This window comes from Citrobacter freundii complex sp. CFNIH4 (genome assembly GCF_002934505.1).
In the GTDB taxonomy this organism is placed as follows: Bacteria; Pseudomonadota; Gammaproteobacteria; order Enterobacterales; family Enterobacteriaceae; genus Citrobacter; species Citrobacter freundii.
The window spans coordinates 3512264-3524423 of sequence record NZ_CP026231.1; the positions used below are offsets into that span (position 1 = coordinate 3512264).

Genomic DNA, 12160 nt, shown 5'->3' on the forward strand with positions numbered 1-12160 from the left:
TTGCGTTTCGTTCTTAGTGCAGAGTCGGTTTACGAACTTCCGGCGCAGTCGGCTGCTGACGCGTAAACGTGTCATGACACAGCAAAGCGGCTACGCGCACGTATTCGATGATCTCTTCGAGCGACATTTCCAGCTCTTCCTGATCTTCGTCTTCGTCATACCCTAACTGCGCGATATTGCGCAGGTCGTCAATCGCTTCCCCGGTTTCGCCGGTTACTTTGTCGAGCTTCGGCTGCGTGACGCCAAGGCCCAGCAAAAAGTGGTTTACCCATCCCGCCAGCGCATCGGCGCGATCGAACACGCTGACGTCATCCCCTTCAGGCAGATAAAGCTGAAAAAGGAAGCCGTCGTCTTCGAGGGCATCGCTGGTGGCAGAGTGCATTTTCAGCAGCGCCTGAGCCAGCTCGTGACCAAAGGCCAGACCTTCGTTCGTCAGGTCGTGCAACAGCGGCTGCCATGAGCTGTCGTTGTTTCCACCGCAAATCATTCCGCTTATCAAGCCGTGCATTTCGGCCGGGGTTAATCCAGCCCCTTGTTGGTTCAAAAACTGGCTAACTTCGTTGTAACCAGGCATTTCGTTCTGTATAGACATAAGCATTCGTCATCAAAGGGAGGAATATTCATGGTATGCTACCACTTTGGACCCTGGTGGACCAGAAAAGGGCTTGTATCTTGATACCAGGGTAGCTATAGTGTCGCCCCTTCGCGGACCCACGGTCTGGAGACGAAGGCAGCGCAGTCAATCAGCAGGAAGGTGGCATGTCTGCACAACCCGTCGATATCCAAATATTTGGCCGTTCACTGCGAGTGAATTGCCCGCCTGAACAAAGGGATGCGTTGAATCAGGCTGCGGACGATCTCAATCAGCGATTGCAAGATCTAAAAGTTCGCACTAGAGTCACAAATACTGAGCAGTTGGTTTTCATCGCCGCGTTGAACATCAGCTATGAATTAACTCAGGAAAAAGCGAAGACGCGTGAGTACGCGGCGAGCATGGAACAACGTATTCGGATGCTACAACAGACCATCGAACAGGCGTTGCTTGATCAGGGTCGCATAACCGAAAAAACGGGCCAAAACTTTGAATAACACTTTTCGGTTTACTGTGGTAGAGTGACCGTGAAGACAAAATTTCTCTGAGATGTTTGCAAGCGGGCCAGTCCCCTGAGCCGATATTTCATACCACAAGAATGTGGCGCTCCACGGTTGGTGAGCATGCTCGGCCCGTCCGAGAAGCCTTAAAACTGTGACGACACATTCACCTTGAACCAAGGGTTCAAGGGTTACAGCCTGCGGCGGCATCTCGGAGATTCCCTTCTACCTGGCAACAGCCATGACATTACTTTCTGAACTCCCTTTATCCCGGCAAGAAATTCGTCAACTGATTCGGCAGCGTCGTCGTGCGCTTACCTCCGAACAGCAACGACAATACGGTCAGCAAGCCGCGACCCGAATGCTCAGCTTTCCTCCTGTTGTACTCGCTCATACGGTGGCAGTATTCCTCTCGTTCGATGGCGAACTCGATACCCAGCCGCTAATAGATCAGCTGTGGCGAGCGGGCAAGCGCGTTTATCTTCCGGTTCTTCATCCCTTCAGCGCCGGTAATTTGCTGTTCCTGCACTATCATCCGCATAGCGACCTGGTAACCAATCGCTTAAAGATCCAGGAACCACGACTTGATGTACGTAACGTATTACCGCTGCCACAGCTGGATGTACTGATTACGCCGTTAGTGGCGTTTGATGAATATGGGCAACGCCTGGGCATGGGCGGCGGATTTTATGACCGCACGCTACAAAACTGGCAGCAGCATAAGATCCAGCCCGTAGGCTACGCCCACGATTGTCAGCGAGTAGAAAAGCTGCCTGTTGAAGAATGGGATATCCCGCTGCCTGCGGTGGTGACGCCATCAAAAGTATGGGAATGGTAACTTTTTTGTCGATTGACAGCGCCGTTTTTTTAAACTAACTTTCTCGGTGAAGGGTGAGGGAGGCGAACCTCCCTCCTGCGTACTCTCTGTTAATATGCTGGCGAAGCGATGATTAACAGGATCAGCAGCATGATGACGTATCTCATCATCGTCCCTTTCCTTTTTAAAGCCCCTGCTTCGGTAGGGGCTTTCCCGTTTCAGCACGATGCTGAGCCCCTATCGTAAATTCCTTTTATTGATGTACAACGCAGAGCGCAGCCTTTAATTACCAATTGCGGCAAGGGTCGAAAACGGAATGCATGCGTTACACAAAGAGATAGTAAGGCAGGAAAATCAGAGGAAAGATGGGCAGGTCAACCGCCTGCCCATGTAGAGGAAATCAGTACAGCAGACGAGCACGAATAGTACCCGGGAGGGCTTTCATCGCCAGCAACGCTTTCTCCGCCACATCTTCATCCGCTTCAATATCAATAACCACGTAACCTACCTGTGCGGAAGTCTGCAGATACTGTGCGGCAATGTTGACGCCCTGCTCGGCAAAAATCTGGTTCAGCGCGGTCAGTACGCCCGGACGGTTTTCGTGAATGTGCATCAGACGACGACCGCCGTGTAGCGGCAGCGAAACTTCCGGGAAGTTAACTGCAGACAGCGTAGAGCCGTTATCGGAATACTTGGTCAGTTTCCCAGCCACTTCCAGACCGATGTTTTCCTGCGCTTCCAGCGTTGAACCACCAATGTGCGGCGTCAGGATCACGTTGTCGAAATCACACAGCGGCGAAGTGAAAGGATCGCTGTTGGTTGCCGGCTCGGTTGGGAATACGTCGATTGCCGCCCCTGCCAGGTGCTTGGTCGCTAACGCGTCGCACAGCGCAGGAATATCAACAACCGTACCACGTGCGGCGTTAATCAGCAGCGCGCCTGGTTTCATCAACGCAATCTCACGCGCGCCCATCAGATTTTTGGTGGAGGCATTTTCCGGTACGTGCAAACTGACCACGTCGCTCATATTGAGCAGGTCGGAAAGATGCTGCACCTGCGTGGCGTTGCCGAGTGGGAGTTTATTTTCTATATCATAGAAATAGACATGCATCCCCAGCGATTCCGCCAGAATGCCTAGCTGAGTACCAATGTGGCCGTAGCCGATGATCCCCAGTTTTTTGCCACGCGCTTCAAAGGAGCCGGTAGCCAGTTTGTTCCACACGCCGCGGTGTGCTTTGGCGTTCGCTTCGGGTACACCGCGTAGCAGGAGAAGCAGTTCGCCAATCACCAGTTCCGCAACGGAACGCGTGTTAGAGAATGGCGCGTTAAACACGGGGATCCCGCGCTTTGCCGCAGCGGTCAGATCAACCTGGTTGGTGCCGATACAGAAGCAGCCAATCGCGACCAGTTTCTCTGCGGCGTCAATCACATCTTCAGTCAGATGGGTACGGGATCGCAGGCCAATGAAGTGGGCATCACGGATGGACTCTTTCAGTTGTTCAGTGTCCAGAGCACCTTTGTGAAACTCGATGTTGGTATAACCTGCTGCACGAAGGCTTTCGAGTGCTTTTTGATGCACGCCTTCTACCAGCAGAAATTTAATCTTATCTTTCTCCAGTGATACCTTTGCCATTTCCCCGACCCTGTCTTTTTTTGTTCAAACTGATGTGTTGTGTGTGGGATTTTCATCCGCCTCTTCAACATATCAAAAAATAATATTGCGGCAATATGAACGTTTGCGTCGCCGTGCTGAAGAAATGTCATTCAGAGAGAAATGTCAGAGGAAAATACTGGCGATAACTTTTTCTTTGGAGAGATCGGCAGGACAATATTATAAACGTGACACAAGTCACCAAATTTGCCCTGCCAAAATTTTTTTAACGGGAGAAGACACTCCCATCAGATCATTTTACGATAGTTTTCACGCCGTCAGGGGTACCGATCAGCGCGACATCCGCACCACGGTTGGCAAACAGACCGACGGTTACCACGCCCGGAATCGCATTGATGGCGTTTTCCATGGCCACGGCGTCAAGGATCTCCAGACCGTGTACATCAAGGATCACGTTGCCGTTGTCCGTCACTACGCCCTGACGGTATTCAGGACGACCGCCCAGCTTCACCAACTGGCGAGCCACAGCGCTGCGCGCCATTGGGATCACTTCAACCGGCAGCGGGAAGTTGCCGAGAATGTCGACTTCTTTGGACGCATCCGCGATGCAGATAAATTTCTTCGCCACGGAAGCAATGATTTTTTCACGGGTCAACGCTGCACCGCCGCCCTTGATCATCTGCATATGGCCGTTGATTTCATCCGCGCCGTCAACGTATACGCCGAGACTATCAACTTCGTTAAGATCGAACACGTGGATGCCAAGGCTTTTGAGTTTTTCGGTTGAAGCGTCCGAACTGGACACAGCACCTTCAATCTGACCTTTCATTGTGCCCAGCGCATCAATAAAGTGTGCGGCTGTTGAACCTGTACCTACGCCCACAATGGTACCGGGCTGTACATACTGAAGTGCCGCCCATCCTACTGCTTTTTTCAGTTCATCCTGCGTCATGATCGTTTCGCCTGTGGTGTGAATATGGTGGGAAAATTCACGCGCATTATAGAACATTGTGCAGAAAAATGTCCCCACACCCGCTCGCAAGCGGCGGATTTCGTCTTTACCCAACCTAAATTTGTGTCATAGTGCAGAACAAGCAAAATTTTCAGGAGTGCGTCAAAGCAATGAAACGTCCGGACTACAGAACACTACAAGCACTGGATGCGGTTATTCGTGAACGAGGATTTGAGCGCGCGGCGCAAAAGCTGTGCATCACGCAATCCGCGGTTTCACAGCGCATAAAACAGCTTGAGAATATGTTCGGACAACCGCTGCTGGTGCGTACCGTACCACCACGCCCAACCGAACAGGGGCAGAAACTACTGGCACTTTTGCGTCAGGTTGAACTGCTGGAAGACGAGTGGCTGGGTGATGAACAAACCGGATCGACGCCGCTGCTGCTCTCACTGGCAGTGAACGCCGACAGTCTGGCGACCTGGTTGCTTCCGGCGTTAGCCCCGGTACTGGCCAATTCACCGATTCGGCTGAACCTGCAGGTTGAGGATGAAACGCGCACCCAGGAACGTCTGCGTCGTGGTGAAGTGGTCGGTGCGGTGAGTATCCAACATCAGGCGCTGCCAAGCTGTCTGGTGGATAAACTTGGCGCGCTGGACTACCTGTTTGTTGGCTCCAAACCTTTTGCCGAACGTTATTTCCCTAACGGCGTCACCCGCTCCGCCCTGCTGAAAGCCCCGGCGGTAGCGTTTGACCATCTTGATGATATGCACCAGGCGTTCCTGCAACAAAACTTCGACCTGCCGCCGGGCAGCGTGCCGTGCCACATCGTTAACTCGTCTGAAGCCTTCGTCCAGTTGGCGCGTCAGGGCACCACCTGCTGCATGATCCCGCACTTACAGATTGAGAAAGAGCTGGAAAGCGGCGAGCTGATCGACTTAACGCCAGGTCTGTTCCAGCGTCGGATGCTGTACTGGCACCGTTTTGCACCGGAAAGCCGCATGATGCGCAACGTTACCGACGCGCTGCTGGAATACGGGCACAAGGTGTTGCGTCAGGATTAAACCGTTTATTGCTCCAGAGTGCCGGATGGCGGCGTAACGCCTTATCCGGCCGACAAGCCTTTACCCTCTATTCATGCTATTCCCGCCACGTCTTTGAAATAAATCACAAAATCAAACACGCCATGCGGCAAAAAACGACGCCCTGTTGGCTATTTTTTGCTGGCGACAAGCCAAATGAAAAAGCTCACCGTATCCGCAAAGATTCAACTTATTGCGTAATACGGAGCAAAAAATGGCAAACGTGCAGGAGTGGCAAACACTCGCTAATAAAGAACTCAGTCGACGGGAAAAAACCGTCGAATCGCTGGAAAGACAGACGGCGGAAGGAATTGCCATCAAGCCGCTGTACACTGAAGCGGACCTCGATAATCTGGAAGTCACGGGCACTCTTCCCGGCCTACCGCCTTACGTGCGTGGCCCGCGCGCCACCATGTATACCGCGCAGCCGTGGACCATTCGCCAGTACGCTGGTTTCTCTACCGCTAAAGAGTCCAACGCCTTTTACCGCCGCAACCTCGCCGCCGGGCAAAAAGGACTTTCCGTCGCCTTTGACCTTGCCACCCATCGCGGCTATGACTCTGACAACCCGCGCGTGGCAGGTGACGTCGGCAAAGCGGGCGTGGCGATCGATACTGTCGAAGATATGAAGGTGCTGTTCGACCAAATTCCGCTGGATAAGATGTCGGTATCAATGACCATGAACGGCGCGGTGCTGCCGGTACTGGCGTTTTATATCGTGGCTGCAGAAGAACAAGGCGTAACGCCGGAGCAACTCACCGGGACCATTCAGAACGATATTCTGAAAGAGTACCTGTGCCGCAATACCTACATTTACCCGCCAAAACCTTCAATGCGCATCATCGCCGACATCATCGCCTGGTGTTCCGCCAATATGCCGCGCTATAACACCATCAGTATAAGTGGTTATCACATGGGGGAAGCCGGGGCGAACTGCATCCAGCAGGTGGCGTTTACGCTGGCTGACGGCATTGAGTACATCAAAGCCGCGCTGTCTGCCGGGCTGAAAATTGATGACTTCGCGCCGCGCCTGTCATTCTTCTTCGGCATCGGCATGGATCTGTTTATGAACGTCGCCATGCTGCGCGCGGCTCGCTATTTGTGGAGCGAAGCAGTCAGCGGTTTTGGCGCAAACAACCCGAAATCTCTCGCTCTGCGTACCCACTGCCAGACCTCCGGCTGGAGTCTGACCGAGCAGGATCCTTACAACAACGTGATCCGCACGACCATTGAAGCGCTCGGCGCTACGCTTGGCGGCACCCAGTCTCTGCATACCAACGCCTTTGATGAGGCGCTCGGGCTACCCACCGATTTCTCCGCCCGCATCGCGCGTAATACACAGATCATCATTCAGGAAGAGTCAGAGATCTGCCGCACCGTCGATCCGCTGGCCGGATCGTATTACGTCGAGTCGCTCACCGATCAAATCGTGAAGCAGGCGCGCACGATCATCAAACAAATTGATGAGGCAGGCGGCATGGCGAAAGCGATCGAAGCCGGGCTCCCTAAACGGATGATCGAAGAAGCTTCCGCGCGCGAGCAGTCGCTGATCGACCAGGGTAAACGCGTTATCGTCGGCGTGAACAAATACAAGCTGGATAAAGAAGACGAAACGTCGGTACTGGAAATCGACAACGTGAAGGTACGCAACGAGCAAATTGCCTCGTTGCAGCATATCCGCGCAACTCGTGACACAGATGCCGTCAATGCCGCGCTCGCGGCGCTGACCCACGCCGCGCAGCATAATGAAAATCTGCTGGCCGCCGCCGTTAACGCCGCCCGCGTTCGCGCCACGCTCGGTGAGATCTCCGACGCGCTGGAAACCGCTTTTGACCGCTATCTGGTTCCCAGCCAGTGCGTCACCGGCGTGATTGCGCAAAGCTATCACCAGTCCGACAAATCCGCCGATGAGTTCGACGCCATTGTTGCGCAAACCGAACAGTTCCTCGCGGAAAATGGTCGCCGACCGAGGATCCTGATCGCCAAGATGGGCCAGGATGGTCACGATCGCGGCGCGAAAGTGATCGCCAGCGCCTACTCCGATCTCGGCTTCGATGTCGATCTCAGTCCGATGTTCTCCACTCCGGAGGAAATTGCCCGTCTGGCGGTAGAAAACGATGTGCATGTAATAGGCGCATCGTCACTGGCGGCAGGTCATAAAACGCTGATCCCGGAACTGGTTACCGCGCTCAAAAAATGGGGGCGTGAAGATATCTGCGTGGTAGCAGGAGGCATTATTCCGCCACAGGATTACGCCTTCCTGCACGAGCATGGTGTGGCTGCCATTTATGGCCCCGGCACGCCAATGCTCGACAGTGTCCACGATGTGTTAACCCGTATCAGTCAGCATCATGATTAACGCCGCCACGCTTGAGGATACCGTCCGCCGCTTGCGACTTGGCGAACGGGCTACGCTCGCCCAGGCGATGACGCTGGTCGAAAGCAGCCACCCGCGCCACCAGCCGCTGAGTACGCAGTTGCTGGACGCAATTATGCCGTTCACCGGTAACGCCCTGCGTTTGGGGATAACCGGTACGCCGGGCGCGGGCAAAAGCACCTTTCTGGAAGCATTCGGCATGCTGTTAATCCGTCACGGATTACGGGTGGCGGTGATCGCCGTCGATCCCAGCAGCCCGGTCAGCGGCGGCAGCATTCTTGGCGATAAAACCCGCATGACGGAGCTGTCTCGCGCCGAATATGCGTTTATTCGCCCGGTCCCTTCCAGCGGTCATTTAGGCGGAGCCAGCCAGCGCGCCCGCGAATTAATGCTGTTGTGCGAGGCGGCTGGCTTTGACGTGGTGATTGTAGAAACCGTCGGCGTTGGGCAGTCAGAAACCGAAGTCGCAGGCATGGTGGATTGCTTTATCTCCCTGCAAATCGCTGGCGGTGGCGACGATTTGCAAGGCATCAAGAAAGGTCTGATGGAAATGGCGGATCTGGTCGTCATCAACAAGGACGACGGTGAGAACCATGCCAGCGTGGCCATCGCCCGCCATATGTACGAATCCGCCCTGCATATTCTGCGCCGTAAATATGACGAGTGGCAGCCGCTGGTTCTGACCTGTAGCGCTCTGGAAAAACGCGGTATTGAGGAGGTCTGGCAGGCGATAACCGACTTTAAAACGTGCCTTACTGCCAGCGGTCGACTGGAAAAAGTCCGCCAGCAGCAGGCGGTGGACTGGTTACACCAGCAGGCTGAAGAAGAAGCCCTACATCTGCTGTTTGCGCGGACTGATTTCGACCGCTATTTCCAGCAGACGCTACAGGCTGTCAAAAATAACGATCTGTCGCCGCGCACCGGTCTGCGGCACATCAGCGAATTTATCCAGCATCATTACTTTCAATAAAGAGAACATTATGTCTTATCAATACGTCAACGTGGTCATCATCCAGAAAGTCGCGGTTATTGAGTTCAATTACGCCCGCAAGCTCAATGCCCTGAGTAAAGTGTTTATTGACGATCTGATGCAGGCGCTGAGCGATCTCAATCGTGCGGACATTCGCTGCATCATTCTGCGCGCTCCGAGTGGAGCCAAAGTTTTCTCCGCCGGGCATGATATTCATGAACTCCCGACCGGACGTCGCGATCCGCTCTCCTATGACGATCCGCTGCGTCAGATAACCCGCATGATCCAAAAATATCCAAAACCGGTGATCTCTATGGTTGAAGGCAGCGTCTGGGGCGGCGCATTTGAGATGATCATGAGTTCCGATCTGATCATCGCCGCTGAAACATCCACCTTCTCGATGACCCCGGTCAACCTCGGCGTGCCGTATAACCTGGTCGGCATCCACAACCTGACTCGCGACGCCGGTTTTCACATCGTGAAAGAGCTGATCTTTACCGCCTCACCGATTACCGCTCAGCGTGCGATGGCCGTCGGGATCCTCAACCATGTGGTTCCTGTAGACGAACTGGAGGATTTCACTCTGCAAATGGCGCACCACATCTCGGAGAAAGCGCCGCTGGCGATCGCCGTCATTAAAGAAGAGCTGCGCGTGCTGGGTGAAGCGCACACCATGAATTCCGATGAGTTCGAGCGCATTCAGGGCATGCGCCGCGCGGTGTACGACAGCGAGGATTATCAGGAAGGGATGAACGCGTTTATGGAAAAACGTAAACCTAATTTTGTCGGCCATTAATCACGTCTGAGGAAGGAGACGGCCATGAAACGGATGAGCGCCGAACAGGCGGCAGAAATTATCCAGCACGATGATATGGTGGCGTTTAGCGGCTTTACCCCCGCGGGTTCGCCAAAAGCGTTACCCACCGCAATTGCCCAACGTGCCTGCGAACAGCATCAGAACGGACAGCCTTTTCAGATCCGCCTGCTGACCGGAGCATCAATTGGCGCCGCCGCTGATGACGTACTATCCGCGGCGGATGCCGTTTCCTGGCGTGCGCCTTATCAAACGTCATCGGGCCTGCGCGACAAAATTAATCAGGGCCAGGTGAGGTTTGTCGATCTCCATTTGAGCGAAGTGGCGCAAATGGTTAATTACGGCTTTTTTGGCGAGATCGATGTTGCCGTCATTGAAGCCTCAGCCATCGCGCCGGATGGCCGGATTTGGCTGTCCAGCGGTATCGGTAATGCCCCCACCTGGCTGCTGCGGGCGAAAAAAGTGATCATTGAATTGAATCATTACCATAATCCGCGTGTGGCGGAGTTTGCCGACATCGTGATACCCGGTGCGCCGCCGCGGCGTAACAGCGTACCCATTTTTCATACCATGGATCGCGTAGGCAGTCAGTGCGTACAGATAGACCCCAAAAAGGTGGTTGCGGTGGTGGATACCGAACTGCCCGATGCAGGAAATGCATCGGATAAAACCAATCCGGTCAGCCAACAAATTGCCGATAACGTAGTCTCTTTTCTGCTGGCAGAAATGGCGCACAAACGCATTCCAGCTGAGTTTCTGCCCTTACAAAGCGGGGTGGGCAATATCAACAACGCGGTAATGGCTCGACTGGGCGAGAACCCGGATATCCCGCCCTTTATGATGTATTCGGAGGTGTTGCAGGAGTCGGTGGTGCATCTGCTGGAAACGGGCAAGATAAGCGGTGCCAGCGCCTCCAGCCTGACCATTTCAGCCCCGTCGCTACAGAAGATTTACGACAACATGGACTTCTTCGCCAGCCGGATTGTATTGCGCCCGCAGGAGATCTCCAATAACCCGGAAATCATCCGTCGACTGGGGGTTATTGCGCTCAACGTCGGTCTGGAGTTTGATATCTACGGTCATGCCAATTCCACGCACGTTGCGGGGGTGAACCTGATGAACGGCATCGGCGGCAGCGGAGATTTCGAGCGCAACGCCTACCTGTCTATCTTTATGGCGCCGTCGATTGCCAAAGGCGGGAAAATCTCAACCATCGTACCGATGTGCAGCCATGTCGACCACAGCGAACATAGCGTTAAAGTGATCGTGACCGAACAAGGGATTGCCGATCTGCGTGGGTTATCTCCGATGCAGCGGGCGCACACAATTATCAATAACTGTGCGCATCCGCTTTACAGAGATTACTTGCACCGCTATCTGGAGAAAGCGCCCGGCGGGCATATCCATCACGATCTCAGCCATGCGTTCGATCTGCATCGCAACCTTCTCGAAACAGGCTCGATGCTAGGTTAACTTGCACTACCGTCACGATCTTCAGCAATATGCTGGAGCATGGTGGCGGTATAGCGATGATTTTTCAGCGAATAGAGAAACTCCTGCATATACATGGGACTGCCGGGCGCGTCGAAATATTTCAGCGTCGACGGGTTCACCAGCCGCCAGGCGAAGTGAGGGATCACCGTCAAAAACTGCCCGCGCTCCACCGCGCTAATCTTGGCCATAAAGCTGTACGGACGATAGATAATCGTCGGGTTGATCCCGCAGGGTCGCATGTATGCATCCAGCATCGCCTCAAAGTTGGCGCGATTCTGGAAGCGCATTTGCAGCCAGGGCAGCTCGCGCAGCAGATCCTGCGGCTGTTTTTCTTCATAGCGCCGGGAAACGAGAAACCCCAGACGCAGCGGAGGCAGTTCGCTGATCGCCAGATTTTCCAGCTCCTGCACGCGGGGGGAAACGTGCTGCGGCGAGATAATAAAATCCAGTTTGCGATCGAACAGGTTATCAATCACCCCATTCTCGCTGAATTCAACGGCCTGAGCCGTCACACCGTCATACTTGTCACCAAGGCTAATCAACTGGTCAAAAATAATCGTTGGGTAGGTATTGTCGATGCCGATAACGATTTCCCGCGAGCGGCGAGAGGCGTTATGGATTTCGTTATCAATGGCAGAGAGGCGCTGATAAACGGGAAACAGCTTCTGATACAGCTCTTGTCCTGCTTTATTCAGGCTGATGTTGTTATCTTTGCGGGTAAACAGCGTATAGCCGATTTGATCTTCCAGTGCAGCAATGCTTTTACCGAAGGGCGATGCGGTCATATGTATTTTTTCTGCCGCTCTGGCGATGTTATTGGTTTGCGCCAGCAGAATGAAATTACGCATCTTTTTCGAGATAAAAATATCCATAGCGTCCCCTTAAAAATCGCTATGGCCTATCCTCATTACGGCGAAAAAAAAGACCGGATGTGAAGTCTCATTTTTACA

Annotated in this window: 11 protein-coding genes and 1 other RNA gene; 8 read left to right on the forward strand and 4 right to left on the reverse strand. The window is 53.8% G+C overall.

Features of this window, described 5'->3' with window-relative positions:
- Positions 1 to 13: 13 nt before the first annotated feature.
- A complete protein-coding gene (locus C2U41_RS17970) occupies positions 14 to 592 on the reverse strand; it encodes a YecA/YgfB family protein (protein WP_003026978.1) in 579 nt (192 codons plus the stop codon).
- Between the two features lie 167 nt (positions 593 to 759).
- On the opposite strand from C2U41_RS17970, the gene zapA reads away from it, so the two are divergent.
- The 3 genes from zapA (at position 760) to C2U41_RS17990 (ending at position 1930) form a co-directional block, all read left to right on the forward strand.
- On the forward strand, positions 760 to 1089 hold the full coding sequence (gene zapA, locus C2U41_RS17980) for a cell division protein ZapA (protein ID WP_003026980.1): 330 nt from the start codon (positions 760 to 762) through the stop codon (positions 1087 to 1089).
- A gap of 41 nt (positions 1090 to 1130) precedes the next feature.
- A non-coding RNA gene (gene ssrS / locus C2U41_RS17985) (6S RNA) lies at positions 1131 to 1314 on the forward strand.
- A 19-nt stretch (positions 1315 to 1333) separates the two neighbouring features.
- Positions 1334 to 1930: a 5-formyltetrahydrofolate cyclo-ligase gene (locus C2U41_RS17990; protein WP_103848962.1), complete on the forward strand. Its 597-nt coding sequence runs from the start codon at positions 1334 to 1336 to the stop codon at positions 1928 to 1930.
- Positions 1931 to 2309: 379 nt separating this feature from the next.
- Here C2U41_RS17990 and serA read toward each other — a convergent pair whose 3' ends face one another.
- Positions 2310 to 3542, reverse strand: a complete 1233-nt coding sequence (serA, locus tag C2U41_RS17995; RefSeq protein ID WP_003026984.1) for a phosphoglycerate dehydrogenase — start codon at positions 3540 to 3542, stop codon at positions 2310 to 2312.
- 271 nt (positions 3543 to 3813) lie between these two features.
- Complete coding sequence (gene rpiA, locus C2U41_RS18000; protein ID WP_003026986.1) at positions 3814 to 4473, reverse strand: ribose-5-phosphate isomerase RpiA; 660 nt, start codon at positions 4471 to 4473, stop codon at positions 3814 to 3816.
- A gap of 170 nt (positions 4474 to 4643) precedes the next feature.
- Here rpiA and argP point away from each other — a divergent pair, with 170 nt between their 5' ends.
- The 5 genes from argP (at position 4644) to C2U41_RS18025 (ending at position 11189) form a co-directional block, all read left to right on the forward strand.
- Positions 4644 to 5537: a DNA-binding transcriptional regulator ArgP gene (gene argP / locus C2U41_RS18005; protein ID WP_003026988.1), complete on the forward strand. Its 894-nt coding sequence runs from the start codon at positions 4644 to 4646 to the stop codon at positions 5535 to 5537.
- Between the two features lie 232 nt (positions 5538 to 5769).
- A complete protein-coding gene (scpA, locus tag C2U41_RS18010; RefSeq protein WP_103848963.1) occupies positions 5770 to 7914 on the forward strand; it encodes a methylmalonyl-CoA mutase in 2145 nt (714 codons plus the stop codon).
- Positions 7907 to 8902 (forward strand): methylmalonyl Co-A mutase-associated GTPase MeaB, encoded by a 996-nt coding sequence (meaB, locus tag C2U41_RS18015; RefSeq protein WP_058842378.1) that lies wholly within the window; start codon positions 7907 to 7909, stop codon positions 8900 to 8902. The genes scpA and meaB overlap by 8 nt, the downstream gene beginning before the upstream one ends.
- Positions 8903 to 8912: 10 nt before the next feature.
- Positions 8913 to 9698: a methylmalonyl-CoA decarboxylase gene (scpB, locus tag C2U41_RS18020; RefSeq protein WP_003026994.1), complete on the forward strand. Its 786-nt coding sequence runs from the start codon at positions 8913 to 8915 to the stop codon at positions 9696 to 9698.
- A 24-nt stretch (positions 9699 to 9722) separates the two neighbouring features.
- Complete coding sequence (locus C2U41_RS18025; RefSeq protein ID WP_003026996.1) at positions 9723 to 11189, forward strand: acetyl-CoA hydrolase/transferase family protein; 1467 nt, start codon at positions 9723 to 9725, stop codon at positions 11187 to 11189.
- Here C2U41_RS18025 and srsR read toward each other — a convergent pair.
- Positions 11186 to 12082, reverse strand: coding sequence for a LysR family transcriptional regulator SrsR (gene srsR / locus C2U41_RS18030; RefSeq protein ID WP_003026999.1), 897 nt, complete (start codon positions 12080 to 12082; stop codon positions 11186 to 11188). The genes C2U41_RS18025 and srsR overlap by 4 nt on opposite strands.
- Between the last annotated feature and the right edge of the window lie 78 nt (positions 12083 to 12160).